Origin of the sequence: Litorivivens sp., from assembly GCF_041624475.1 — a bacterium.
Taxonomy (GTDB): domain Bacteria; phylum Pseudomonadota; class Gammaproteobacteria; order Pseudomonadales; family Spongiibacteraceae; genus Litorivivens.
On the sequence record NZ_JBFJUX010000004.1, the window covers coordinates 133,333 to 159,624 of the forward strand.

Sequence of the window (26,292 nt, forward strand, 5' to 3'; positions counted from 1 at the left end):
GGTACCATAAGCGCCCTTTCGGAATCGCCCATTTCAAGCCCTTTTAGAACCCTGTTATTGAGGTAATAAGCTCCATGAATTCAGCCGCGTCCCGCGAGAGCGCCGAGGTTATTGTTTCCCAGCTACAAGAGATTGTTGGTGAGGCCAATGTTCGGGTTTCGGAAGAGGATTTTGAGACCTATGGCCGTGATTGGACCCGTGCGGTCGATCCGGCGCCAGTGGCGATTGTTTTTCCGCGCTCGATTGAACAGGTTAAGGCGGTAATTCGCCGGGCAAATGATCTGGATTTTGGCATCGTCCCCAGCGGTGGCCGAACCGGCCTCAGCGGCGGCGCAGTGGCTGCCAATGGCGAAGTGGTGCTGGCGCTGGACTACATGAACGCCATCAGCGGCTTTGACCCGATCGATCGCACGGTTGTGTGTGAGGCCGGGGTGATTACCGAGCAGCTGCAGCACTATGCCGAAGAGCAGGGGTTGTTTTACCCGGTGGATTTCGCCTCGGCGGGTTCTTCTCAGATTGGCGGTAATATCTCGACCAATGCCGGGGGTATCAAGGTAATTCGCTACGGTATGACCCGCGACTGGGTGGCGGGCCTCAAGGTCGTGACCGGCACTGGTGAGCTGCTGGAACTGAACAAGGGCCTGCTGAAAAACAATGCCGGTTACGATCTGCGTCAGCTCTTTATCGGTGCGGAAGGTACTCTGGGTGTGGTGGTGGAAGCGACCATTCAGCTGACCCGTCAGCCGACTGATCTGACCGCGCTGGTATTGGGTGTGCCCGATTTTGACGCCCTTATGAAGGTGTTCAGCCGTTTTCAGTCAGGCATCGACCTTACCGCTTTTGAGTTCTTCTCCGAGCAGGCCTTGCAGAAGGTGGTTGAGCATCAGGGACTGGCTCGCCCCTTTGAAAGTGCTACCCCGTTTTATTGCCTGCTGGAATTCGAACGCCTGAACGATCAGGTGGAAGAGCAGGCCATGGCCCTGTTTGAAGAGGCGGTGGAGCAGGGTTGGGTGGTCGACGGCGTCATGAGCCAGTCACTGGAACAGCTGAAAAACCTGTGGCGGCTGCGCGAAGATATCTCCGAAACCATCTCTCGCTGGACGCCTTACAAGAATGACATCTCCACCGTGATTTCCAAGGTGCCCCAGTTTCTCGAATCGGTGGAAAGTGTGGTTAACGCCCGCTACCCGGATTTCGAGATTATCTGGTTTGGGCATATTGGTGACGGCAATGTGCACCTGAATATCCTTAAGCCCGATAGCCTCGATAAAACCACTTTCTTCGAGCAGTGCAGCGAAGTGAGTCTGGAGGTGTTTGATATCGTCGAGCGCTTTGGAGGCAGTGTTTCTGCCGAGCACGGTGTGGGTCTGCTCAAAAAGCCCTACCTGAAATACACCCGCAGTGCCGCTGAGATAGCGGCGATGAAGGCGATCAAGCAGGTTTTTGATCCGAAAGGGGTGATGAATCCGGGGAAAGTTTTCGACTAGATCGTTGGCGCGCCCACTGGGCGCGCCAACGATTTACAGCTTGAGGTTTTGCCAGATCTGGCGTGTCGGGTCTACGGTATTCATCGTGTAGAAATGCAAACCAGGTGCGCCGGCCTCAAGTAATTGCTCGCTGAGCCGGGTAACGACTTCAATACCAAACTCTCGACTTGACTCAATATCATCCCCATAGCTTTCGAACTTCTGGGTCATCCAGCGCGGCAGCTCGGCGCCGCAATTGCGGGAGAAGCGCGCAAGGTTGGCGAAGTTGGTGATGGGCATAATGCCGGGGTAAATCGGCTTGTCGATGCCGGCCTTTTGGCAGTGATCCATAAAGTAGTGCCAGGCGTCGATACTGTAAAAATACTGGGTAATCGCGCTGTTGGCGCCGGCGTCCAGTTTGGCCTTCAGGAAATCGATATCTGCCTGATAGCTTTTGGCATCCGGATGAATTTCCGGGTAGGCCGCCACTTCCAAATGAAAATGATCGCCAGTGTGTTTGCGGATAAATTCCACCAGCTCTTTGGCGTAGACCAGTCGGGTTGCACCCATGCCGGAAGGTAAATCGCCGCGCAGAGCGACAATACGATCAATGCCTGCGTCCTTGTAGCCGTTGATCAACTCAAGCATGGAGCCTTCGTCGTCTCCGCCAAAGGACAGGTGCGGTGCCACGGACAGGCCTTCGGCCTTCATGGCTTTGACAATACCGACAGTGTTGTCACGGGTAGAGCCGCCAGCGCCATAGGTCACTGAAAAAAACTCGGGCCCGAGTTTGTTCAGTTCGGCGCGAACGGTCTGCAGTTTTTCCCGGCCGACATCGGTCTTCGGCGGGAAAAATTCGAAACTGTAGCGTTTAGTCATATTTTCGTTTTCAGTGTGTCGCTTTTGGGCCGGCTCCCGCGTTGGCGGGAACCGGCCTGAAGGCGAGAGGTTTAGTACTTGTAGCTCTCGGGCTTGAACGGGCCGTCAACCGGAATTTTGATGTACTTGGCCTGGTCTTCAGTCATTCGGGTAATGACACCACCAAAACCGCGTACCATTTCGGCCGCTACTTCTTCGTCCAGTTTCTTCGGCAGAACTTTAACGTAGAGGTTGGCTTGCTTCTCGGCAGCGGGCAGATCGGCGAACTTGCGTTCCCACAGGTAGATCTGAGCCAGTACCTGGTTGGCAAAGGAGCCGTCCATGATGCGCGAGGGGTGGCCTGTTGCATTGCCGAGGTTTACCAGTCGACCTTCAGACAAGAGGATGAGGTAATCCTTTTTGTCTGCAGTACGGATGATCTTGTGAACCTGTGGCTTAACTTCTTCCCAGGTCCAGTTTTTGCGCATGTAAGCCGTGTCGATTTCGCTGTCGAAGTGACCGATATTGCTGACCACACAACCGTTTTTCAGGTTCTTGAGCATGTTGGCATCGCAGACGTTAACGTTACCGGTGGTGGTGACCACCAGGTCGGTTGTTTGCAGCAGCTCTTTGTTGATGGAGGCTTCAGTGCCGTCGTTGATGCCGTCGATGTAGGGCGATACCACTTCATACCCGTCCATGCAGGCTTGCATGGCACAGATCGGATCGATCTCGGTGACTTTAACGATCATGCCTTCCTGGCGCAGAGAGGCGGCGGAGCCTTTGCCAACATCACCGTAGCCAATAACCAGCGCTTTTTTGCCGGACAGCAGGTGGTCGGTACCGCGCTTGATGGCATCGTTCAGGCTGTGGCGACAGCCGTACTTGTTGTCATTCTTGGACTTGGTCACGGCATCGTTAACGTTGATAGCAGGAACCTTGAGTGAACCTTCTTCCAGCATTTCCAGCAGACGGTGAACGCCTGTCGTGGTTTCTTCAGAAATACCGTGAATCTTGTCCAGCATGTGCGGGTATTTTTCGTGCAGGATCTGGGTCAGGTCGCCGCCGTCGTCCAGAATCATGTTGGCATCCCATTCTTTGTCGCCTTGCAGAATGGTTTGCTCAATGCACCACCAGAACTCTTCTTCGGTTTCGCCTTTCCATGCGAACACGGGAATGCCTGCAGCGGCGATAGCGGCAGCAGCGTGATCCTGTGTAGAGAAGATGTTGCAGGAAGACCAGCGCACTTCGGCGCCCAGCTCGATCAGGGTTTCGATCAGTACGGCGGTCTGAATTGTCATGTGAATGCAGCCCATGATCTTGGCGCCGGCCAGCGGTTGGTCTGCTTTGTATTTTTCACGCAAACCCATCAGGGCAGGCATTTCCGTTTCTGCGATTTCAATTTCCTTACGGCCCCATTCGGCCAGGGAAATATCGGCGACTTTATAGTCGGTGAAGTTGCTTTGTGCTGCTGTGGCAGTCATGTTCGTTTCCTCATTGTCGGTTGCTTTCGCTCTCCCCCTGAAGGAGGAGCGGAGGTGGGTTGCCCTCACCTCGACCTTCTCCCAGGGGAGAGGGAGTGTTGGTTAAAGTGCGGCTTTCAGTGCTTCCGCCTTGTCTGTTTTTTCCCAGCTGAATGCCGTTGCAGTCTCTGAGCGCTCTTTACCGTTTTCGGTGAAGGTGTAGGTGTGCTCATAGGGCTCGCGACCGAAGTGGCCGTAGGCGGCAGTGGGTTGATACATCGGGTGCAGCAGGTCGAGCATTTTCGTGATGCCGTAGGGGCGCAGGTCAAAGACTTCGCGCACAGCCGCCGCCAGTTTTTCTTCGCTGACCTTGCCAGTACCAAAGGTGTTAATGGATACAGAGGTCGGCTCGGCTACACCAATAGCGTAGGACACCTGAATCTCACAGCGATCAGCCAGACCGGCAGCGACGATATTTTTCGCTACATAACGACCCGCATAAGCGGCGCTGCGGTCAACTTTTGAAGGGTCTTTGCCAGAAAAAGCACCGCCACCGTGACGGGCCATACCACCGTAGGTGTCTACGATGATTTTACGGCCGGTAACGCCACAGTCACCCACGGGGCCACCGATAACAAAGTTGCCGGTCGGGTTGATGTGGTATTGGGTGTCGGCGTGCAGCAGCTCCGCAGGCAGTACATGCTTGACGATTTCTTCGCGCACGGCTTCACGCAGATCGCTCTGGCTGATTTCCGGGTTGTGCTGCGTAGAGAGAACCACGGCGTCAATCGCGACGGGCTTGCCGTTTTCGTAGCGCAGGGTTACCTGGCTCTTGGCATCCGGGCGCAGCCAGGGCAATACGCCGTTTTTGCGCAGGTAGGCCTGACGCTCAACCAGACGGTGAGAGTAGAACAGCGGTGCGGGCATCAGCACATCGGTTTCGTTGGTGGCGTAACCAAACATCAGGCCCTGGTCGCCAGCGCCCTGATCTTCGGGCTTGGCGCGGTCAACACCCTGGTTGATGTCGACAGACTGTTTGCCGATGGCGTTCAGTACCGCACAGCTGGCGCCGTCGAAACCGACGTCAGAGCTGTTGTAGCCGATGCCGCTGATCACGTCGCGAATAATGTCTTCCAAGTCCACGTAGCAGGAGGTGGTGACCTCACCGGCGACGACAGCCATGCCGGTTTTTACCAGTGTTTCTACCGCCACGCGGGCGTGTTTGTCGCGGGCGATAATGGCATCCAGTACGGCGTCGGAAATCTGATCCGCCATTTTGTCGGGGTGGCCTTCAGAAACAGACTCTGAAGTAAACAGTGCGTATTCGGACATAGGTCTTCCTCTTGTTAACGCTACTTATTGATTAAAACGTTGCTTCATTAAAAGAATCAGGGCTTCAGAAACTGTCTGAGCTGCACCCGAAAACCGTTCTTCTGGGCCAGAAATACGGCTGGCCCCTCCGTCAGACCGGACGCATTGGCCCAGTCCGTTAATTCGTCGGGGTCTATCCCGAGCCACAAATCACCGCAGGCCTCTTTAGCCCAGATTTGGTTGTGGGGGCAGAGGTCGGTAATACTGAGTACGCCGCCGGGTTTCAGCCAGCGCGCGGCGTCGGCCACGATATCGCCGGGTGAGGGCACGTGGTGGAGCACCATATTGATTACAGCGCAGTCGACACTGTTCTCGGTAATCTCAGTACTGGCGGTGTCCGCCAGAATAAAATCGATATTGCCCAGCCCTTGCGCTGCAGCTGCCTCGCGCGATTTGTCGAGCATGGCGCTGGCGTTATCCAGGGCGATTACGCGCGCGTAGCGCCGGGCCAGTTCGGGCAGAAAGCCGCCTTCGCCGGGGCCGACTTCGACCGCCAGTTCTCCGCCAGGCTGGGTGCTTGCCAGTAACTCGGCGCTGGCTGGGCCATACAGGCCGTAATCGACAACCTGCTCCTGCTGACGGCGAAATTCACCGGCGTGCTCTTCAAAGAAGGCGCGGGAGTTTTCTGCGCGCGCTTCATTAATAAGTGCCAGCTGCCGTTCAGCGTTGGCATCCAGCGTCAGCAGGTCGGCGCTGGCCAGAATGGCTTCCTGTAGCTCGGCCAGTTCAGCCTCTCGCGCGGTGTGGGAGCGGCGATAGAAAATGGTGCTGCCTTCGCGGCGAGTGCTGACCAGCCCGGCGTTTGCCAGTATTTTCAGGTGATGACTCATGCCGGGCTGGCTCACGTCCAGAATCTGGCTGAGTTCCTGCACGCTGAAGGTGTCGCGCCGCAGGATCCGCAAAACAGACAGGCGCAGCTGGTCCGCCGCTGCTTTCAGCAGGGCTACCAGGGTGTCGCGGGTATCGTTCCCGCTGCGCAATTGCAGGGCGGATTCAGTCATGGGTCGGCAGTTTAGCAGTCCTTAACCAAATATAAAAATATTTTTATATAAGAAATCTTTGATGGTTTTAAGGGGTTGCCGCAGGCCCCATCAGCTCTGGCCTGAACCCGATTTGCTGTCTTGGCCCGAGTAGGGGAAAATAGCGCCTCTTTTTTCCCGGCAAACGCACAATATTCCCACAGGAGCCCTCAATGCCCTCTCGCCGCGACCTCGCCAATGCCATACGTGTACTGAGTATGGATGCTGTTCAACAGGCTAATTCCGGCCACCCCGGCGCACCAATGGGTATGGCCGATATTGCCGAAGTTCTGTGGCGTGATTTCCTCAAACACAACCCGGCCAACCCCCAGTGGGCCGACCGCGACCGATTTATTCTGTCCAACGGCCATGGTTCCATGCTGCTGTATTCACTGCTGCATTTGACCGGCTACGATCTGGGTATTGAGGATCTAAAAAACTTCCGTCAGCTGCATGCGCGCACCCCGGGTCATCCCGAGTATGGCTACGCGCCGGGCGTCGAAACCACGACCGGCCCGCTGGGTCAGGGTCTTACCAACGCGGTGGGTTTTGCGCTGGCAGAAAAAGTATTGGGTGCTCAATTCAACCGCGAAGGGCACGCGCTTGTGGATCACCACACCTATGTCTTCCTCGGTGATGGCTGCCTGATGGAAGGGATTTCCCACGAGGCCTGTTCGCTGGCCGGCACCCTGGGTTTGGGCAAGCTGGTTGCCATTTACGATGACAATGGCATTTCCATCGACGGTGATGTGGAAGGCTGGTTTACCGATGACACCCCGGCCCGGTTTGAAGCTTACGGCTGGCATGTGGTGCGCGATGTCGACGGCCACGATGCTGATGCAGTAAAGAAGGCTATTGAAGAAGCGCGCAGCGTGACGGATAAACCCAGCCTGATCTGCGCCCGCACGGTTATAGGCTTCGGTGCTCCGAACAAGCAAGGTGGTCACGATGTACACGGCGCGCCGCTGGGCGGTGATGAAATTGCGGCCGCTCGCGAGCATCTTGGCTGGAACCACGGCCCCTTTGAAGTGCCGGCTGACATTTACAGCGATTGGGATGCCAAAGCGCGCGGGGAAGAGCTTGAAGCCGAATGGAACAAGACTCTGGAGGCCTATCGCGCCGCCCATCCGGAGCTTGCCGCCGAGTTTGAGCGCCGTATGGCCGGCGACTTGCCCGCTGAGTTTGATAGTCGCGCCCAGGCGCTGGTAGAAGAGGCCCAGGCGGCGATGGAAAAAATTGCCACCCGCAAAGCTTCTGAAAAAGCCCTCAACGGTTTTGGCCCCTTTATGCCTGAACTGCTGGGCGGTTCTGCTGACCTGACCGGCTCCAACAACACCTGGTGGCAGGGCTGTACCCTGATGTCGCCCAGCGAGCCCGGTGCCAACTATATTTCCTACGGTGTGCGTGAATTCGGCATGGCGGCCATCATGAACGGTGTGGCCCTGCACGGCGGTTTTATCCCCTACGGCGGCACCTTCCTAGTGTTCTCGGACTACGCCCGCAACGCCCTGCGCATGGCGGCCATTATGAAACAGCGCAGTATTTTTGTGCTGACCCACGACTCCATCGGTCTGGGGGAAGATGGCCCGACCCACCAGCCGGTCGAGCATGTGCCCTCATTGCGTATCATTCCGAACATGAGTGTGTGGCGCCCCTGTGATGTCACCGAAACCGTGGCCGCCTGGCGCGCTGCGCTGAGCCGCAATGACGGCCCGACCTCACTGGCACTGACCCGCCAGGGACTGGTTCCGCAAGAGCGCAGTGCTGAGCAGGTTGCCAATATCGCCAAGGGCGGCTATGTGCTGAGTGACTGCGACGGCGAACCGGAAGCGATTTTGATTGCGACCGGTTCCGAGGTGCAGGTAGCCATGGAGGCTAAAGCCAAACTGAGCGAGACGGGCAAAAAAGTCCGTGTGGTCTCCATGCCCTCCACTGATGTGTTTGAAAAGCAGGATGCCGCCTATCGCGAGTCGGTATTGCCCAGCCACATTCTGGCGCGGGTTGCGGTTGAAGCGGCCCATGTGGACTACTGGTACAAATATGTCGGTCTCGATGGCCGTATTGTCGGTATGACCAGCTTTGGCGAGTCAGCCCCGGCCGGCCAGTTGTTCGAGTACTTCGATATCACGGCTGACGCCGTGGTGGCGGCGGTTGAGGACTGCCTGCCAGAATGATCAGACTGGCGATCAATGGCTATGGTCGCATCGGGCGTTGTGTACTGCGCGCCCTGTATGAATCCGACTATCGCCGCCAGATGCAAATTGTGGCTATTAATGAACCTGCGGATCTGGCGACGATTGTTCACCTGACCAAGTACGACAGTACCCACGGTCGCTTTCCGGGCAAGGTATCGGCGGCGGACAGTTCGCTGGTGGTGGAAGGTGATCGCATTGCGGTGACCCATCACAAAGCGCTGGAGGATGTGCATTGGGCGGGGGTGGATCTGGTGCTGGAGTGTACCGGCCATTATGACAGCCGCGACGCCGTAAGTGCCCATCTGGAGCAGGGGGCCAACTATACCCTGCTGTCGCAGCCCGGACAGGCGGATATTCCGGCTATAGTATTTGGTGTCAATGACGGTGAGCTGGACGCAGAAACCCATATTGCTTCTGCCGCTTCCTGCACCACCAACGGCATTGTGCCGGTTATCGATGTGCTGGATCGCGCCTTTGGCATTGAGTCCGGCACCATTACCACCATCCATTCGGCCATGAATGATCAGCCGGTGCTGGATGCCTATCACCATACGGACTTGCGCAAGACCCGCGCCGCCGGCCTGTCGATGATCCCGGTGGATACCGGCCTCGCTGCGGGTATCGGTCGTATTCTGCCGGCGCTGGATGGGAAGTTCGCTTCCCGCGCCCTGCGCATCCCCACCCACAATGTCTCGGCGATGGAAATGACCGTACACTGTCGCGAACTGGCAACGGTGGACGGGGTGAATCGCGCCCTGCTGGCCGCCTCTGAGGGGCCTCTGCGCGGGCTTTTGGGGGTCAGCAATGAGCCTCTGGCCAGCTGTGATTTCAATCACGACCCCCGCTCCGGCATTGTGGATGCGGGGCAGACCCGGGTCAGCGGCCAGCTGGTCAATGTATTGGTGTGGTTTGATAACGAATGGGGCTATGCCAACCGGATGTTGGATGTGGTTGACGCCTGGATCGGACGCCCGGCGTAGTGGGATACCCGGATTTGTGAATAGTTGCGTGTAGTTTACGGAGATGATGCGGAGCATTGGCTGTCGGACGACGCACGAGATTGGCTTGTAGATCCCCTCTCCCTCGGGAGAGGGGCAGGGTGAGGGGGCTTTAAGGGCGGCTTTAGAAGCAGGCTCCTTAGGCACTGAATATTGCGTTGGCCCTCACCCCCCGGCCCCCTCTCCCTCGGGAGAGGGGGAGAGTATTTGTAGAGTTTTACTTAGAGGAACGTAAAAGGAATGACCCTTTCAGTACTGAAAATGAGTGATCTGGATCTGGCCGGCAAACGGGTTTTGATCCGTGAAGATCTCAATGTCCCCATAAAGGACGGTGTCGTGACTTCCGATGCGCGGATTCGTGCGGCCCTGCCGACCCTGAAGCTCGCACTGGAGCAGGGCGCCAAGGTACTGGTGATGTCGCATCTCGGAAGGCCGACCGAAGGCGAGTACGATGAAGCTTTTTCGCTTAAGCCGGTAGCCAAGCGTTTGGCTGAGTTGCTCGAGCGCGACGTGGAAGTGATTCAGAACTGGCAGGACAATATCAGTGTCGATGCCGGTCAGCTGGTGCTGCTGGAAAACGTGCGCTTCAACAAGGGCGAGAAAAAAGACGCGGAAGAACTTGCCGAAGCGTACGCGTCACTGTGCGACGTATTTGTCATGGACGCCTTTGGTACCGCCCATCGCGCCCAGGCCTCAACCCACGGTGTTGCGCGCTTTGCACCGGTGGCCTGTGCTGGCCCGCTGCTGGTCAATGAACTGGAAAATCTGGAAAAGGCGCTGAAAGAACCAGCGCGGCCAATGGTCGCCATCGTTGGTGGTTCCAAAGTTTCCACCAAACTGGAAGTGCTCGACGCCCTGTCTGATAAAGTTGACCAGCTGGTCGTCGGCGGTGGAATTGCCAACACCTTTCTCGCCGCGGCGGGGACTAACGTCGGCAAATCCCTGTGTGAACACGACCTGATTCCCGCGGCGAAGAAGCTGATGGAAAAGTGCGATATTCCGATTCCCACCGATGTGATTACCGGCAAGAAGTTTGACGAAAACGAGCCCGCCACTCTGCGCCCCGCTTACAATGTGGGTGACGATGATATGATTTTTGATATCGGCCCGGTGTCTTCAGCCTGTCTGGCAGAAATTCTCAAGCAGGCTGGTACCATTATCTGGAACGGCCCGGTGGGTGTGTTTGAATTTGACCAGTTTGCCGATGGCACAGAAGCCATAGCCGAGGCGATTGCAGAATCCGACGCATTCTCGATTGCCGGTGGTGGCGATACCCTGGCGGCCATCGACAAGTTTGGTATTGCCGACAAAGTGTCTTATATCTCCACCGGTGGTGGTGCCTTCCTTGAGTATGTGGAAGGCAAGGTTTTGCCGGCGGTGGCGATACTGGAAGAGCGGGCGAAGGGTTAGGCCCTCACCCCGACCCTCTCCCAAAGGGAGAGGGTGCGCACGGAGCAAGCTATGAGGTCCCCTCTCCCTTTGGGAGAGGGACAGGGTGAGGGAAGCCGCGCCCGCGTTCGAAAATTCTGAAAAAACTGAGGTAAATCATGGCCCTAATCAGCATGCGACAGTTGCTGGACCACGCCGCCGAATACGGCTACGGCGTTCCGGCGTTTAACGTCAACAACCTTGAGCAGACCCGCGCCATTATGGAAGCGGCGCGCGAAACTGACAGCCCGGTGATCATGCAGGCTTCGGCCGGTGCCCGTAAGTACGCGGGTGCACCTTTCCTGCGGCACCTGATTCTGGCGGCGATCGAAGAGTTCCCGGAAATTCCGGTGGTCATGCATCAGGATCACGGCACCAGCCCCGATGTCTGTCAGCGCTCCATCCAGCTGGGCTTTAGCTCGGTGATGATGGATGGCTCGCTGCGTGAAGACGGCAAAACCCCCGCCGATTACGACTACAACGTGAACGTTACTCGCCGCGTCGTGGATATGGCTCACGCCTGTGGTGTATCGGTAGAGGGTGAGCTGGGTTGTCTGGGCTCACTGGAAACCGGCCAGGCCGGTGAAGAAGATGGTGTTGGTGCAGAGGGTACTTTGAGCCACGACCAGCTGCTGACGGACCCTGAAGAAGCGGCCGACTTTGTCGCCAAAACCAATGTGGATGCGCTGGCCATTGCCATTGGCACCAGTCACGGCGCCTATAAGTTCAGCCGTCCGCCCTCAGGCGATATTCTGGCGATTGAGCGCATCAAAGCCATTCACAAGCGCATCCCCGATACCCATCTGGTGATGCACGGCTCGTCCAGCGTGCCGCAGGACTGGCTGGCGATCATCAATGAGTTTGGTGGCGAAATCCCTGAAACCTACGGCGTGCCGGTTGAGGAAATTGTTGAAGGCATCAAGCACGGTGTGCGCAAGGTTAATATTGACACTGACCTTCGATTGGCCTCTACCGGGGCCGTGCGCAAATTCTTGGCGGAAAACCGCGCTGAGTTCGATCCGCGCAAATACCTGAAAGAAACCACCAAGGCGATGAAGGATATCTGTATCGCGCGCTATGAGGCTTTTGGTACAGCCGGTAACGCGAGCAAGATCAAACCGCTGTCGCTGGAAGCCATGTTCGAGCGCTACGCTGACGGTGAGCTCGACGCCAAGGTTAATTGATGAGCGATTGGCTCACGCTGGCGGCGGACAGCCGCGACTCTCTGCGTTTGCCCAATTTGTCTGCGTCGGCGGAAAATTCTCCGCTGGCGCAGGCCTATTTCAAGTTTTACGGCATTGATTTTGAAAATCAGTATCAGGGTTTAATCCACCATTTCGGTGTCTTCCCCTCTGCTGGCTTCGATATCGCCGCGCACGTTTTTATTCCTCAGAACGCAGAAAAAACCGCCTTTCTCTATCACGGTTTTTACGATCACGCCGGCTTGTTCAAACATGCGATCAAGTACTGCCTGGATCGCCACTTTGCCGTGGTGGTTTACGATCTGCCGGGGCATGGATTGTCCAGCGGCAAGCGTGCTGAGATCGATCGCTTTGATCAGTATCTGCAGGTTTTACACGACGCCTTTGATGCCGCGGCACAGTTTGATTTACCGAAGGGCAAAATCGCGCTGGCGCAGAGCACAGGTGGCGCCATTCTGATGACCTACTTGCTGCAGGGCGGTAACGCGTTTGACAAGGTGGTTCTGCTCGCACCGCTGGTCAGGCCCAAGGGCTGGCGCTGGGGCAAGCCACTGCATCAGCTGATTGGTCGAGTGATTCCCAGTCTGCCCAGGCGTTGGGCAGAAAATTCCGGCGATGCGGAGTTCTGTGCCTGGCTGCGCGAGGTGGATGTGCTGCAGTGCAAGGTACTGCCGATGAGTTGGGTAAATGCGCTCAAGCTCTGGGAGCCGGAATTTCACCGCCTGCCCAGTTCACTGAAGTCGGTGCTGGTAGTGCAGGGCGATGCGGATGATACGGTGGACTGGCGCTTCAACCTGCCCGTGATTCGGGAGCATTTTCCGAATGCGGTGTTCTGTCACCTCAATGGTGCGCGTCATCATCTGGTCAACGAGTCGGAGGCGATTCGCGCACGAATCTGGTCTCAGGTAAACGGATTCGTGGCTTCCAGTTCGGAAGGCTGAAGGCAAGACAGCTCGTGCAGCACGTCTAGGTTGTCCCGGTGAACAGCTTCAGTCAGGGAGTGGTACCGGTTTGACAGCAATCCCATCAAGACAGTGGATCCGGCTTCTCCGGAAACTGCTTCGGCCTGAGGCTGTTGTGTGACTAACGCGGCAATGGATTGCATGGCTGGCTCTTCTCATTATCAGTGATGACTCCATGATAGTGAGTGCGTATAAAGCCGGATATGCGTGGATCTACTTCGTCTTATAAGCGCATGTACCTAATGATGACTATAGCGACTGAATGGGTTGTCCGGGCCCAGTTCACAGGGTCAGGTAGTGCACGCTAAACAGCGATTCGTCGTCGGTCCACACCCCCGCCGAGCGGAAGCCGGCCTCAGCTGCGAGTGCGATAAATTCCTCTGGCGTGTATTTAAAGCTGTTTTCGGTATGGACGCTGTCGCCGGCAGTAAAGGAAAAGCTGTCGCCGTTGATGTGCACCACCTGTTCGCGCTGGCTCACCAGATGCATTTCAATGGCGCCCTGGCGTTCATTCCAGAAGGCTCTGTGTTGCCAGTAGTCCAGCTGAAAGTTAGCACCTACTTCCCGATTCAGCCTTCGCAGTAAGTTCAGATTGAATTTTGCGGTCAGGCCGAGGGCGTCGTTGTAGGCCGCCTCTATCCTCTGTCGGGATTTTTTCAGGTCGACGCCAATCAGCAGGCCGCCGGGCTGTTGCCCTTGCCGGGCCAGTGCCGCAAAACGCCGCATCATGGCGACGGCCTCCGCGGGGGCAAAGTTGCCAATGGTCGAGCCGGGGAAGAAAACCACCGTGCGCTCAAAGGCATGGTGCGGTTGAGGCAAGTCGAGTGCACTGCTGTAGTCAGCGCAGACCGGCTGAATGTCCACCTCAGGGTAGTCCCGGCTCAGCTGGCTGGCGGCGAGCCGCAATTGCTCGCGGGAAATATCAATGGCGGTATAGGCGGCGGGGGTTTGCAGGGCGTCCAGTAGCAGCCGAATTTTCAGGCCTTCGCCGCTACCGTACTCGACCACGCGCGCTCGGGGGCCGATAAGCCGGGCCATTTCCGGCAGAAAGCGTTTGAGTATGCCGATCTCTGTGCGCGTCGGGTAATACTCGGGCAGCTCGCAGATTTGCTCAAACAGTCGGGCACCTTCGGCGTCGTAAAAATACTTGCAGGGCAAGCGCCGGGGGTTGGCCTTGAGTCCGGCGATCGACTCCTCCAACAGGGTGCTGTTATCGGGTTGCAGATCAATCAGTTGAGCTGTCACGGGCAAGCCTTAGACCGGCAAACTGCCAGCGCTGGTGAGGGTAGAAAAAGTTACGGTAAGTCAGTCTTTCGTGTCCGGGCGGGGTAATGCAGGCGCTGCCCCGCAGCACCATCTGCGAGGCCATAAACTTGCCATTGTATTCGCCCAGACTGCCGGGCAGTGCTTTGAATCCAGGGTAGGCCTGATAGGGTGAAGCGGTCCACTGCCACAGTTGACCGAAAAAGTCGTGTCCGTTGGGGTGGAGAGTGTGCAGGCAGGAGTTGTGCTCGGCCAGTACTTCCCACTCCGCTTCCCGGGGCAGGCGGGCGCCGGACCACTCAGCATAGGCCGCGGCCTCGTAGTAATTGATATGGCAGACTGGGCGGTGCGGGTCGAGTGGCTGCAGGCCGTGCAGGGTAAACTCCATCCACTGACCGTCCCGTTTTTGCCAATACAGCGGTGCCTTGTGGGTCTGCTGTTGGCACCAATCCCAGCCTTCCGATAGCCAGAGCGAAGCAGTTTCGTAGCCACCGTCTTTGATAAAGGTCAGCCAGTCGCTGTTGCTGACCAGCTGATTGGCCAGAGCAAAGGGCTCGAGCCAGACCTTGTGACGCGGCTGTTCGTTGTCAAAGGCAAACCCCTCGTCTGTGTGTCCAATGTCAATCAGTCCGCCCGGATGTTCCTGCCAGGTGGGCTCGACGGGCTCAGTTGGCAGCAGAGGTTGGTCGCTGAAGGCCGGTAGTAGCGGGTTGCAGGAAAAGACATGTTTGATATCCATGAGCAGCAGTTCCTGATGCTGTTGCTCGTGGTTAAGGCCGAGGGTGATCAGCCCGGCGATCTCGTCGGTCAGCGCCTCCGGTTCACTCAGCCATTCCAGCAATTGCTGGTCAATAGCGTGGCGGTACTGGCGAATCTCCTGCAGCGTGGGGCGCGACAGTAGACCGCGCTCGGGGCGGGCGTGGCGTTCGCCCTTGGAGATGTAATAGCTGTTGAACAGAAAGGCGTATTGTGGGTGAAACGGCTGGTAGCCTTTACGGCTTTCTGCGAGGATAAACTGCTCAAAAAACCAGGTGGTGTGGGCCAGATGCCACTTGCTCGGGCTGACATCGGGCATCGACTGAATGCAGGCGTCCTCGGCGGTGAGTGTTTCGCAGAGTTGTTCACTGAACTGTCTTACCCGCGTGTAAGACTGCAGCAGGGTTGGCTGTATACTGCTTGCGGCTTGAGCCTTGGGCATAAACGGGCCTTATTTTGTCAGAGGTTATTGTGAGCAAGTGCCCGCGCTTCAGTACGGGCTTCGCTGCATTCGCCGATCACTACACCATCAATAATGACCATGTGAGAAAGGTTAACCTGCCGTTATGATGAAAATATATCAAGTGGATGCTTTTGTTAGCGACCAGTATCGCGGCAATACTGCCGGAGTTTGTCTGCTGAAGTCGCCACTGCAGGAGGGTCAGATGCAGGCAATTGCCGCGGAAATGGGCTTTGCCGAAACCGCTTATCTGGTGCCTGAAGAGGGCGACAAGCGCTGGAATATCCGCTGGTTTACACCCACCGTCGAAGTGGATTTGTGCGGCCACGCTACACTCACGGCGGGCTGGGTGCTGGCGGAAATTGCCGGGGAGGAGGGCACGCTGACCTTTTCCAGTCGCAGCGGTGATCTGACGGTGACCGTGGACGGCGACTACCTGACTCTGGATTTCCCTGCGCAAAGCGTGGAGCCGGCTGAACTTCCCGACGAGATTCTGAAAGCGCTGGACCTTGAGGGCGAGGTCAAGGGCTACCGCGCTCAGGTCAAGGCGGGCAACTGGATTGCGGAGGTGGCAACCGAAGGTGAGGTGCTGGCGATCGAACCGGACATGGATTTGCTGCGCAAGGTGCCGGAAGGCGGCCTGATTTTGACCGCGCCCGGCGAGGAGTGCGACTTTGTGTCCCGCTTTTTTGCGCCCAATTACGGTATTGATGAAGATGACGTCACCGGCAGCGCCCATTGTTCGTTGGCGCCCTTCTGGGCCGACAAGCTGGGCAAAAAGGAGCTGCTGGCCCACCAGCTGTCCGAGCGCGGCGGCGAAATCTACTGCACAGTGCAGGGTGAGCGGGTGCTGTTAAAGGGGCAGGCCAAGTTGCGCACAGTCAGGCAGCTGAGCGGCTCGTTTTTCACCAACGAATTCGTCACCGGCTGAGGCTTTTGCTGAATCACCGGGCGCCCCGATTTCGGGGTGCCTCAAAGGCCCAATTATTGTACAATGCGCGCCTTTTCCAGCCCGCTGCCCGGCAGCACATGAATCACTTCTGTGGGAGACCGTGAATGTTTTCTAAAGACATGGCCATTGCCGGTTATGACGACGATATTTGGAATGCCATCCAGGAAGAGGAAACTCGCCAGGAAGAGCACATTGAGCTGATTGCTTCTGAAAACTACACCAGCCCGCGTGTGATTCAGGCGCAAGGCACTGTGCTGACCAATAAATACGCGGAAGGCTACCCCAGAAAACGATACTACGGCGGCTGCGAATTCGTCGACAAGGCGGAAGAGCTGGCCATCGAGCGTGCCAAGGCCCTGTTCGGCGCCGACTACGCCAACGTTCAGCCCCACTCCGGCTCGCAGGCCAATTCAGCGGTGTATCAGGCCCTGCTGCTGCCCGGTGAGACCGTCCTGGGTATGAGCCTGGATGCGGGCGGTCACCTGACGCACGGTGCCAAACCCAACTTCTCGGGCAAGATCTACAACTCCGTGCAGTACGGCCTGAATCCGGAAACCGGCCTGATCGATTACGATCAGGTAGAAGCACTGGCGCTGGAGCACAAGCCTAAGATGATCGTCGCGGGCTTTTCGGCCTACAGCGGCATTGTGGACTGGGCCCGCTTCCGCGAGATTGCAGATAAGGTTGACGCCTACCTGATGGTGGATATGGCCCACGTGGCGGGTCTGGTTGCAGCGGGTGTCTACCCCAACCCGATTCCCTTTGCCGACGTGGTGACCACCACCACCCACAAAACCCTGCGCGGCCCGCGCGGCGGCCTGATTCTGGCCAAGGCCAACGAGGCTCTGGAGAAGAAATTCAATTCTGCGGTATTCCCCGGTGGTCAGGGCGGCCCACTGATGCACGTTATCGCAGCCAAAGCGGTGAGCTTTAAAGAGGCCATGGAGCCCGAGTTCAAAACCTATCAGGCGCAAGTGGTAAAAAATGCCCAGGCGATGGCGGCGACCTTTATCGAGCGCGGTATCAACATCGTCTCCGGCGGTACCGAAAACCACCTGATGCTGGTCGATCTGATCGGCAAGCCCTACACCGGCAAAGATGCGGATGCGGCGCTGGGTGAAGCCAATATCACCGTAAACAAAAATGCGGTACCCAACGATCCGCGTTCCCCCTTTATTACCAGCGGTCTACGCGTTGGCACACCGGCAGTTACCACGCGCGGTTTTAAAGAAGCCGAGTGTAAAGAGCTGGCGGGCTGGATGTGCGACGTGTTGGAAAGCCTCGAAAACGGCAATTCCGAGCAGGTGATCGCAGAGGTTAAAGCCAAGGTGCTGGAAATCTGCAAGCGCTTCCCGGTTTACGCCTGATCGAGCAGCTACAAGCGCAGGGTTCGGCTCTGCGCTTGTGCTAAACTCCTGTCGCATAAAGCCTTTTCGAGACTCGATTCATGCGCTGCCCCTTCTGCACATTTGAAGACACCAAAGTCATCGACTCACGTCTGGTCGCCGAGGGCGGGCAGGTGCGTCGTCGTCGCGAGTGTCTTTCCTGTGCTGAGCGCTTTACTACCTATGAGAGTGCCGAGCTTTTGATGCCGAAAGTCATTAAAAGCAATGATCGCCGCGAACCCTTCGATGAAGAAAAGCTGCGTGCCGGGATTCTGCGGGCACTGGAAAAGCGCGCGGTCAGTGTTGAAAAGATCGAGGCGACCATCACTGATATCAAGCGGGTGCTGCAATCCAAGGGCGAACGTGAAATTCCGTCCCTGCTGGTAGGTGAGCTGGTAATGGACCACCTGCAGAAAATTGATCACGTGGCCTACGTGCGCTTTGCCTCCGTTTACCGCAGTTTTCAGGATCTCGACGAATTTCGCGCCGAGATCGATCGCCTCTCTGCGAACCCTATTTCTAACAAGCCGGAGACGGGTGGCCAGTAATGGATGCGGCTCTCGATGCGTGCTGGATGGCGCGCGCCATTCAGTTAGCCGGGCGGGGTCGCTACAGCACCAGCCCTAATCCCAACGTGGGCTGTGTGCTGGTGCGCGACAATGAACTGCTGGCTGAGGGTTGGCACCAGCGTGCCGGAGAAGGCCACGCGGAAGTCAACGCATTGGCCCGGTGCGAACAAACCCAAGGCGCAACCGCCTATGTCAGCCTGGAACCCTGTTCACACCACGGCAAAACACCACCGTGCGCTGAGGCCTTGATTAAGGCGGGCATCAAGCGAGTGGTTGTGGCGATGGAAGACCCAAACCCGCAGGTTTCCGGGCGCGGCATTCAGTTACTGCGTGATGCTGGTATTCACGTTGAGGTGGGCCTTCAGCAGCGTGAAGCCGAAGCGCTTAACCCCGGTTTTATTAAGCGGATGAAAACCGGCTTGCCGCGCGTGCGGGCCAAGCTGGCGATGAGTCTGGACGGTCGGACTGCCATGGCCTCGGGTGAAAGCCAGTGGATAACCGGCGCGGCCGCTCGGCGCGATGTCCAGCGCCTGCGTGCGGCGAGCTGCGCCATCGTCAGTGGGGTGGAAACGCTGATTCACGACGATGCTGCGTTAACTGTGCGGCCGGAACAGGCCGAATTGCCCGCTGAACAATGCCGCCAGCCGCTGCGAGTGATTCTCGACTCTCGTCTGCGCACGCCGCTTGACGGCAAGCTCTTTCAAGGCGGCGGCCCGGTACTGGTGATTGGCGCGGTGGACGCCCCGGAGTTGCGCCAAAGACTGGAGGCCGCCGGAGCCGAAGTTATGATACTGGCGGGAGCCGACGGCCGGGTTGAGCTTGCGGCGGTATTGAAAGAACTGGGCCGCCGGCAGTGCAACGAAGTGCTGGTGGAAAGTGGTGCCACCCTGGCGGGCGCTTTTTTACAGGCTGAGCTGCTCGATGCCTTGACGGTGTATATGGCGCCTACGCTGCTCGGCAGCAAGGCCCGGCCTCTGTTTGAACTGCCCTTGGATGAGATGAACACGCAGCGCCGAGTTCATATTGACGGTATTCGCGCGATTGGCACTGACTGGCGTCTTGATGCGACCCTGCATACGGTGGCGCATTGATGTTTACCGGCATTATTGAAGCTGTCGGCAGGATTGCCGCGATAGCGGATGCAGGCGGCGACAAACGTCTGACAATCGACGCCGGCGATCTGGATCTGAGTGCGGTGAAACTCGGCGACAGCATTGCCACCAATGGCGTATGTCTGACCGTGACCAGCCTCACTGGCTCCGGCTTTACGGCCGACGTATCGCGGGAAACCCTGTCGCTGGCGACGCTGGGCGCCTTGAAAACCGGTGCGCCGGTGAATCTCGAGCGGGCAATGCGCGCCGACAGTCGGTTTGACGGTCATATTGTCAGCGGCCATATTGACGGTACCGGCGAGGTGGTGGCCCGACACGAAGATGCCCGCTCCATCAGGCTGTCGGTGACAGTGCCCGAACCCTTGCGCAAATACACGGCGCACAAGGGTTCGATCTGCATCGACGGTGTGAGTCTGACCATCAACGCCCTGAGCGAAGATGGCGTAGAATTGAACATTGTGCCGCACACGGCGGCCGAAACGATTATTACCCACTACCAGCCGGGGACGAGGGTCAACCTGGAAGTGGATGTAATTGCCCGCTACCTTGAGCGTTTGCTTCAGGGTGAAAAATCACAGAGCGGTTCGCGACTCAGCGAGGCCTTTTTGGCAGAACACGGTTTTACCGGGCGCAAACGCTAGCGCTCTGACATTGGGAAGGATTATGAAGCTCAACACGGTAGAAGAACTGATTCAGGATATACGCCTCGGCAAGATGGTGATCCTGATGGACGACGAAGATCGCGAAAACGAAGGCGATATCGTCATGGCTGCCGAGTGCGTGCGGCCCCAGGATATCAACTTTATGGCCATGCATGCCCGCGGCCTGATTTGCATGCCGATGACCCGCAGTCGCTGTGAAAGCCTGGGTTTGCCACTGATGGTGGATCGCAATGCCTCGGGCTTTGGCACCAAATTCACGCTGTCGATTGAGGCCAAAGAAGGCGTTACTACCGGTATTTCGGCCGCTGATCGCGCGCACACGGTGCGAGTGGCGGCGGCGAAAAATGCCACCGCTGAAGATATTGTTCAGCCCGGTCATATCTTTCCGTTGATGGCGGAAAGCGGTGGTGTGTTGACCCGCGCAGGCCATACCGAAGCGGCCTGTGATCTGGCGCGTCTGGCGGGTTTCGGTGCTTCCGGTGTGATCTGTGAGATCATGAACGACGATGGCACCATGGCGCGCCGTCCGGATCTGGAAGCCTTTGCCGAGAAACACGATATCAAGATCGGCACCATTGCCGATCTGATTCACTACCGGGTAGTGAACGAGCAGACTATTCACAAGCTGGCAGTGGAAACCATCAACACCGATTTCGGTGAGTTCCAGCTACACAGCTACCGGGATGATGTGAATAACGACGTTCACTTCGCCGTTACCAAAGGTGCGATAGATCACGAAACACCGGTGCTGGTGCGGGTACATCTGGGCTCGTCGATTCGCGACCTGTTGCATATCCAGTTGCCGGGTGAGAACAGTGGCTGGAATATGAACCGCTGCCTCAAAAAGATTTCAGAAGACGGTGGCGTGGTGGTGTTGTTGGCCAATGCCGAGTCCTCTGCTGACCTGATCAGCAGTCTTGATATCGCGCGCGGCAACAAGCCTGCGCCGATGGGTGACAGCGCCCAGCACCAGAATACCTATATGAACGTCGGCCTCGGCTCCCAGATCCTGCGCGATTTGGGGGTTGGCAAAATCCGCCTGATGGGCGCGCCGATCAAGTATAATGCGATCTCCGGTTTTGACCTGGATATCGCCGAATTTGTCAGCGCCGATGGGGATGTTACCCCGGCTGAGCACTAATCCTTTTTACGTTTTGGGAAACAGACTATGAGCACGAACAAACCCATTGAAGGCACTTTTGCCAACTGCGAGGGCAAATACGCGATTGTGGTTGGCCGCTGGAATGCCTTTGTGGTGGAAAGCCTGCTGGACGGCGCCAAAGACTGTCTGATCCGTCACGGCATTGCCGAAGGTGATATTACCGTGGTGCGTGCGCCGGGCGCTTTTGAAATTCCGCTGGTCTGCCAGAAAGTAGCCGAGACCAAAAAATACGATGCGATCATCGCCCTCGGTGCGGTGATTCGCGGCGGCACCCCCCATTTTGAGTATGTGGCGGGCGAGTGCACCAAAGGTCTGGCGCAGGTGTCCATGCAGTCGGGTCTGCCGGTTGCTTTTGGCGTACTGACCGTCGACACCATCGAACAGGCCATTGAGCGCGCCGGCACTAAGGCGGGCAACAAAGGTGAAGAAGCGGCCCTGTCAGCGCTGGAAATGGTCAGCCTGCTCAAGAATATAGGCTGATATCAGTGTCGCAAGCACCCGAGAACAATTTACCGGCGCTGCGTCGCAAGGCGCGGCATTATGCCCTTCAGGCCCTCTACCAGTGGGAGATGGCCAAGCAGCCGTTGCACGAAATACAGGCCCAGTTTCTGACCGACTACGACATGAAGCATGTGGATACCGAGTATTTCGGTGAGATGCTGCATGACATTCCCGCGAATCTGAACGAGCTGCAGGATGAATTCGAACCCCTGCTGGATCGCAAGTTGAGCGACCTGGACCCGATTGAACTGAGCCTGCTGCGCATGGGCGTGTGGGAGCTCAAGAACCGCATCGATGTGCCCTACAAAGTCGTCATCAACGAGTGTGTCAATCTGGCCAAGCGTTTTGGCGCCACCGATGGCCACCGTTACATCAATTCCATTCTGGATAAAGTGGCAGCCAATACCCGTAAAATTGAAATGGCAGCCGCCCGCAAATAAATGGCACTCTCCGAATTTGACTTGATTCGGCGTTATTTCTCTTCCTTTCAGCAGGGCTCGGCGGTTGTGACCGGCATCGGTGACGACTGCGCTGAGCTTTCACTTTCTCCCGGCCACACTCTGTGCACCTCCATCGACACCATGGTGGAAGGCGTACATTTCCCGAAAACGCCGGACGTCAGCGGGCTGGGCTGGCGCGTGCTGGCGGCTGCGGTCAGTGATCTAGGTGCCTGTGGTGCCCGTCCTGTGGGTTTCTGTTTGGCGCTTACCCTGCCACAAGCGGATGAAACCTGGCTCGCCGCCTTTTCCAAAGGCCTGGCGGAGGCTTCGCGCTTTTTTGCGATACCTTTGGTCGGTGGCGATACCACGCGTGGGCCTTTGTGTCTGTCGGTACAGGTGTTTGGTGAGGTTCCGGCAGGCAAAGCCCTGCTGCGCAGCGGTGCTAGGCCTGGCGATGATATCTGGGTAACAGGGACGTTAGGGGATGCCCGCGCAGCCCTGGATTGTCTGGAAAACACAGCATTCAGTGAGGCGGAGCAGGTATTTATGGCGCAGTATTATTGCGCCGAACCGCCGCTCGAATTTTCTGCGGGTCTTCTCGGTGTCGCCAGCGCGGCGATCGACCTGTCCGACGGTCTGGCCGCCGATCTCGGTCATGTCCTTCAGGCCAGTGGTGCCAGCGCCGAGTTGGAAGTGGACGCTCTACCGCTCTCGGCGGCGCTGCAAGCTACTTACTCGCGAGAAGTTGCCGAAGCGTATGCCCTGACGGGCGGCGATGACTATCAGTTGTGTTTTACCGCCAGTGCAGCGCGGCGTGAAACCATCTACGCGCTTGCGGCTGAACACAATATTCGGTGCTCGCGCGTGGGTGCTGTCGCCTCCGGAGCCGGGTTAAATCTGGTTCGCGAGGGTGCGCCTATTGATCTGACACACTATAACAACATGGGATATTTGCACTTCCAATGAACTTACCAGCGCTTTGCCGTAACCCGATTCACCTCGCCAGTTTTGGTTTTGGCTCTGGCCTGTCGCCGAAAGCACCGGGTACTTTCGGCACCCTGATGGCGGTCCCCCTTTGGCTCGGTTTGTCCCAGCTGGAGTTGCCCTTCTATATTGCCGTGTTGGCGGTTACCTTTCTTTTTGGTGTGTTTTGCTGCGGTTATACCGCCAAAGCCATGGGTGTCCACGACCACGGCAGCATCGTCTGGGACGAGTTCGTCGGTTTCTGGATTACCATGATTGCCGTGCCTGCCGAACCGCTCTGGGTGATTGCCGGGTTTGCTCTCTTTCGCTTGTTCGACATCGCCAAACCCTGGCCGATCAAATGGCTCGATAAAAAGGTCCACGGCGGTTTTGGTATTATGATCGACGATGTGCTGGCGGGCGTTTTTGCGGCGGTAATCTTGCAGATCGCGTTGTTTTATATCGCTTAGCGTTTCGAGCATTAAGGTGCCGAAATATTTGGTGTCATCATGACGAACGCGGAGGTTTCATGTCGCAGCCAGTCGAATGTGCCCCCGGAATAGGCCAGCGAGATCGCGTTATTCTGTTCGATGGAGTTTGCAAACTCTGCTCTGCCTGGGCGCGTTTTCTGATCCGATTCGATAAACACCGCCGCTTCCGCCTCGCGACCGTGCAGTCGCCGGAGGGACAGGCCATTCTTAAATGGTATGGTTTGTCGCTCGATCAGTATGAAACCCTGCTGCTGATTGAGGGGCCGGAACTGTACACCCAGTCTATAGCCCTGATCCGGGTGTTGTGGCAACTGCCATTGCCCTGGCCCCTTCTCGCAATCGGCTGGCTGGTGCCGCGACCATTGCGAAACTGGTTGTATCGGCGCATTGCCGTGAATCGTTATCGTATTTTCGGGAAATACGAGCGGTGTATTCTCCCTGAGGAAAACCATCGGCAGCGATTTCTGGGAAATGACTAGCGCTTTCAGCTACTTGGCCTGGAGCTTTTTGAAGTCAACAATTGCGTTCACTTGCGCCTTGCACCGCTGCGCCTATCGGGGCTACACTGCCCGCTCTTGTCGGGGTGCCGGTTCCAGATGGAACGGGCTGAGAATCACCCGCTGAACCTGACCTGGATAATGCCGGCGTAGGGAACAAGAATTCTTCCGCCACTGCGGCTGCCCTCTGTTCCCCGCCCTCCATCCAGGCTTAAATGCCAGCGCGAGGGTACTATGTCTACGTCTACCGAATACCAGTTTCTGAGCGAGACCGCTCAGGTCGATCACGATTCCGTTCAACCATTTCCGGCTTCTACAAAAATTTATGTTGAAGGGCAAAACCCGGGCGTGCGTGTGCCCATGCGTGAGATCAAGCTCACGCCGACCCCGGTAGCCGGCAAGGACGGTGAAACCCGATTGGAGCCCAATGCGCCGGTGCGGGTCTACGATACCTCAGGCCCCTATACCGACCCGGATGTTGAAATCGATATCCGTAAAGGTCTGGCGCCGCTGCGCGAGAACTGGATCGAACAGCGCGGTGACACCGAGGTACTCAGCGGCGATACCTCCGAATACAGCAAAAAACGCGCCGCCGATCTGACTCTGGAAAAACTGCGTTTTGATCTCAAGCGCAAACCGCGCCGTGCAGTACCCGGCAAGAATGTCTCCCAGATGCATTATGCGCGACAGGGCATTATCACCCCGGAGATGGAATACATTGCCATCCGCGAAAACATGGCGCTGGCCGAGGCCAAAGCGCAGGGTGTGCTTGAACAGCAGCATCCGGGAAACTCCTTTGGCGCCGCCATTCCCGACGAAATCACCCCGGAATTTGTGCGCGACGAAGTAGCTCGTGGCCGCGCCATCATCCCCGCCAATATCAATCACCCGGAGCTGGAGCCGATGATTATTGGCCGGAATTTTCTGGTTAAGATTAACGGCAATATCGGCAACTCGGCGCTGGGCTCTTCCATAGAGGAAGAAGTTGCCAAGCTGACTTGGGGCATTCGCTGGGGCGCCGATACCATGATGGATTTGTCGACCGGCAAAAACATCCACGAAACCCGCGAGTGGATCATCCGCAACTCGCCGGTGCCGGTGGGCACCGTGCCGATTTATCAGGCGCTGGAAAAAGTCGATGGCGTAGCCGAAGACCTGACCTGGGAAATCTTTCGCGATACGCTGATTGAACAGGCCGAACAGGGCGTCGATTATTTCACCATTCACGCCGGTGTATTGCTCCGCTACGTGCCCATGACGGCAAAACGGGTGACTGGCATTGTCTCTCGCGGTGGCTCGATCATGGCGAAGTGGTGTCTGGCCCACCACAAGGAAAATTTCCTCTACACCCATTTCGAAGATATCTGCGAGATCATGAAGGCCTACGATGTGTCCTTCTCGCTGGGCGACGGTTTGCGTCCCGGCTCCATTGCCGATGCCAACGACGAGGCTCAATTCGGTGAGCTGGAAACCTTGGGTGAGCTGACCAAAATTGCCTGGAAGCACGATGTTCAGGTGATGATCGAAGGCCCCGGTCACGTGCCGATGCACATGATCGAAGCCAATATGAAAAAGCAGCTGGAGCATTGCGACGAGGCACCTTTTTACACGCTTGGGCCGCTCACGACGGATATCGCACCGGGCTATGATCACATCACGTCTGGTATCGGCGCGGCCCAGATTGGCTGGTACGGCTGTGCCATGCTCTGCTACGTAACGCCGAAAGAGCATTTGGGTCTGCCCAATAAAGACGATGTGAAAGAAGGCATCATCACCTACAAGATTGCCGCCCACGCGGCGGATCTGGCCAAGGGCCACCCCGGCGCCCAGATGCGCGACGACGCGCTGAGTAAAGCCCGCTTTGAATTCCGCTGGGAAGACCAGTTCAACCTTGGCCTGGATCCGGATACGGCTCGCGCATACCACGACGAAACACTGCCGAAAGAATCGGCTAAAGTGGCGCATTTCTGCTCCATGTGTGGCCCAAAATTCTGCTCCATGAAAATCACTCAGGAAGTGCGCGACTACGCTGCGCAGCAGGAGCTGGAAGCGGAGATGGCAAAAAAGTCGGAGGAATTTAAAACCCAGGGCAGTGAGCTGTACCACAAGGTTTAACG

General features: G+C 57.2%; 24 protein-coding genes and 1 riboswitch. Of the genes, 18 read left to right on the forward strand and 6 right to left on the reverse strand.

Annotation, left to right across the window (positions count from 1 at the left end; translation table 11 throughout):
• Positions 1–74 precede the first annotated feature (74 nt).
• Positions 75–1,487: an FAD-binding oxidoreductase gene (locus ABY734_RS07120; RefSeq protein ID WP_372778275.1), complete on the forward strand. Its 1,413-nt coding sequence runs from the start codon at positions 75–77 to the stop codon at positions 1,485–1,487.
• A gap of 33 nt (positions 1,488–1,520) precedes the next feature.
• Here ABY734_RS07120 and metF read toward each other — a convergent pair whose 3' ends face one another.
• From metF to ABY734_RS07140, 4 genes are all read right to left on the reverse strand, one after another.
• Positions 1,521–2,345, reverse strand: a complete 825-nt coding sequence (gene metF, locus ABY734_RS07125; RefSeq protein ID WP_372778276.1) for a methylenetetrahydrofolate reductase [NAD(P)H] — start codon at positions 2,343–2,345, stop codon at positions 1,521–1,523.
• Positions 2,346–2,416: 71 nt separating this feature from the next.
• Positions 2,417–3,808, reverse strand: coding sequence for an adenosylhomocysteinase (gene ahcY / locus ABY734_RS07130; protein WP_372778277.1), 1,392 nt, complete (start codon positions 3,806–3,808; stop codon positions 2,417–2,419).
• Positions 3,809–3,910: 102 nt separating this feature from the next.
• Positions 3,911–5,119 carry a methionine adenosyltransferase gene (gene metK / locus ABY734_RS07135; RefSeq protein WP_372778278.1) on the reverse strand — a complete coding sequence of 403 codons (1,209 nt, stop codon included), beginning with the start codon at positions 5,117–5,119 and terminating at the stop codon, positions 3,911–3,913.
• A gap of 56 nt (positions 5,120–5,175) precedes the next feature.
• On the reverse strand, positions 5,176–6,159 hold the full coding sequence (locus ABY734_RS07140; protein ID WP_372778279.1) for an ArsR/SmtB family transcription factor: 984 nt from the start codon (positions 6,157–6,159) through the stop codon (positions 5,176–5,178).
• A gap of 191 nt (positions 6,160–6,350) precedes the next feature.
• Here ABY734_RS07140 and tkt point away from each other — a divergent pair, with 191 nt between their 5' ends.
• The 5 genes from tkt to ABY734_RS07165 all read left to right on the forward strand — a co-directional run bounded on the left by tkt (position 6,351) and on the right by ABY734_RS07165 (position 12,941).
• The gene (tkt, locus tag ABY734_RS07145) at positions 6,351–8,351 is read left to right on the forward strand and encodes a transketolase (RefSeq protein ID WP_372778280.1); all 2,001 of its coding nucleotides are present in this window, start codon (positions 6,351–6,353) and stop codon (positions 8,349–8,351) included.
• On the forward strand, positions 8,348–9,352 hold the full coding sequence (locus tag ABY734_RS07150; protein ID WP_372778281.1) for a type I glyceraldehyde-3-phosphate dehydrogenase: 1,005 nt from the start codon (positions 8,348–8,350) through the stop codon (positions 9,350–9,352). The genes tkt and ABY734_RS07150 overlap by 4 nt, the downstream gene beginning before the upstream one ends.
• Before the next feature lie 258 nt (positions 9,353–9,610).
• Positions 9,611–10,780 carry a phosphoglycerate kinase gene (locus tag ABY734_RS07155; protein WP_372778282.1) on the forward strand — a complete coding sequence of 390 codons (1,170 nt, stop codon included), beginning with the start codon at positions 9,611–9,613 and terminating at the stop codon, positions 10,778–10,780.
• A 137-nt stretch (positions 10,781–10,917) separates the two neighbouring features.
• Positions 10,918–11,982, forward strand: a complete 1,065-nt coding sequence (fba, locus tag ABY734_RS07160) for a class II fructose-bisphosphate aldolase (protein WP_372778283.1) — start codon at positions 10,918–10,920, stop codon at positions 11,980–11,982.
• Entirely contained in the window at positions 11,982–12,941 is a 960-nt protein-coding gene (locus ABY734_RS07165; protein WP_372778284.1) for an alpha/beta hydrolase, read from the forward strand. The genes fba and ABY734_RS07165 overlap by 1 nt, the downstream gene beginning before the upstream one ends.
• Positions 12,942–13,244: 303 nt before the next feature.
• Here the strand turns inward: ABY734_RS07165 and egtD are convergent, their stop codons facing one another.
• The gene (egtD, locus tag ABY734_RS07170) at positions 13,245–14,207 is read right to left on the reverse strand and encodes an L-histidine N(alpha)-methyltransferase (RefSeq protein WP_372778285.1); all 963 of its coding nucleotides are present in this window, start codon (positions 14,205–14,207) and stop codon (positions 13,245–13,247) included.
• A complete protein-coding gene (egtB, locus tag ABY734_RS07175) occupies positions 14,188–15,423 on the reverse strand; it encodes an ergothioneine biosynthesis protein EgtB (protein ID WP_372778286.1) in 1,236 nt (411 codons plus the stop codon). The genes egtD and egtB overlap by 20 nt, the downstream gene beginning before the upstream one ends.
• A 124-nt stretch (positions 15,424–15,547) precedes the next feature.
• Between egtB and ABY734_RS07180 the strand changes: the two genes are divergently transcribed.
• The 12 genes from ABY734_RS07180 (at position 15,548) to thiC (ending at position 26,290) form a co-directional block, all read left to right on the forward strand.
• On the forward strand, positions 15,548–16,372 hold the full coding sequence (locus ABY734_RS07180; protein ID WP_372778287.1) for a PhzF family phenazine biosynthesis protein: 825 nt from the start codon (positions 15,548–15,550) through the stop codon (positions 16,370–16,372).
• Between the two features lie 125 nt (positions 16,373–16,497).
• Positions 16,498–17,760, forward strand: a complete 1,263-nt coding sequence (glyA, locus tag ABY734_RS07185; RefSeq protein ID WP_372778288.1) for a serine hydroxymethyltransferase — start codon at positions 16,498–16,500, stop codon at positions 17,758–17,760.
• Positions 17,761–17,840: 80 nt separating this feature from the next.
• The gene (nrdR, locus tag ABY734_RS07190) at positions 17,841–18,326 is read left to right on the forward strand and encodes a transcriptional regulator NrdR (protein ID WP_372778289.1); all 486 of its coding nucleotides are present in this window, start codon (positions 17,841–17,843) and stop codon (positions 18,324–18,326) included.
• Positions 18,326–19,438 (forward strand): bifunctional diaminohydroxyphosphoribosylaminopyrimidine deaminase/5-amino-6-(5-phosphoribosylamino)uracil reductase RibD, encoded by a 1,113-nt coding sequence (ribD, locus tag ABY734_RS07195; RefSeq protein WP_372778290.1) that lies wholly within the window; start codon positions 18,326–18,328, stop codon positions 19,436–19,438. The genes nrdR and ribD overlap by 1 nt, the downstream gene beginning before the upstream one ends.
• Positions 19,438–20,100, forward strand: a complete 663-nt coding sequence (locus tag ABY734_RS07200) for a riboflavin synthase (RefSeq protein WP_372778291.1) — start codon at positions 19,438–19,440, stop codon at positions 20,098–20,100. The genes ribD and ABY734_RS07200 overlap by 1 nt, the downstream gene beginning before the upstream one ends.
• Before the next feature lie 22 nt (positions 20,101–20,122).
• Positions 20,123–21,262 carry a bifunctional 3,4-dihydroxy-2-butanone-4-phosphate synthase/GTP cyclohydrolase II gene (gene ribBA / locus ABY734_RS07205; RefSeq protein WP_372778292.1) on the forward strand — a complete coding sequence of 380 codons (1,140 nt, stop codon included), beginning with the start codon at positions 20,123–20,125 and terminating at the stop codon, positions 21,260–21,262.
• 27 nt (positions 21,263–21,289) lie between these two features.
• Entirely contained in the window at positions 21,290–21,763 is a 474-nt protein-coding gene (gene ribE / locus ABY734_RS07210; protein ID WP_372778293.1) for a 6,7-dimethyl-8-ribityllumazine synthase, read from the forward strand.
• Positions 21,760–22,224 carry a transcription antitermination factor NusB gene (gene nusB / locus ABY734_RS07215; protein ID WP_372778349.1) on the forward strand — a complete coding sequence of 155 codons (465 nt, stop codon included), beginning with the start codon at positions 21,760–21,762 and terminating at the stop codon, positions 22,222–22,224. Before ribE ends, nusB begins: the two co-directional genes overlap by 4 nt.
• Positions 22,225–23,190 (forward strand): thiamine-phosphate kinase, encoded by a 966-nt coding sequence (thiL, locus tag ABY734_RS07220; RefSeq protein ID WP_372778294.1) that lies wholly within the window; start codon positions 22,225–22,227, stop codon positions 23,188–23,190.
• Positions 23,187–23,657: a phosphatidylglycerophosphatase A gene (locus tag ABY734_RS07225; RefSeq protein WP_372778295.1), complete on the forward strand. Its 471-nt coding sequence runs from the start codon at positions 23,187–23,189 to the stop codon at positions 23,655–23,657. Before thiL ends, ABY734_RS07225 begins: the two co-directional genes overlap by 4 nt.
• A gap of 59 nt (positions 23,658–23,716) precedes the next feature.
• Positions 23,717–24,157, forward strand: a complete 441-nt coding sequence (locus tag ABY734_RS07230) for a thiol-disulfide oxidoreductase DCC family protein (RefSeq protein WP_372778296.1) — start codon at positions 23,717–23,719, stop codon at positions 24,155–24,157.
• A 90-nt stretch (positions 24,158–24,247) separates the two neighbouring features.
• Positions 24,248–24,348: riboswitch (TPP riboswitch) on the forward strand.
• Positions 24,349–24,409: 61 nt separating this feature from the next.
• Positions 24,410–26,290: a phosphomethylpyrimidine synthase ThiC gene (gene thiC / locus ABY734_RS07235; protein WP_372778297.1), complete on the forward strand. Its 1,881-nt coding sequence runs from the start codon at positions 24,410–24,412 to the stop codon at positions 26,288–26,290.
• Positions 26,291–26,292 lie beyond the last annotated feature (2 nt).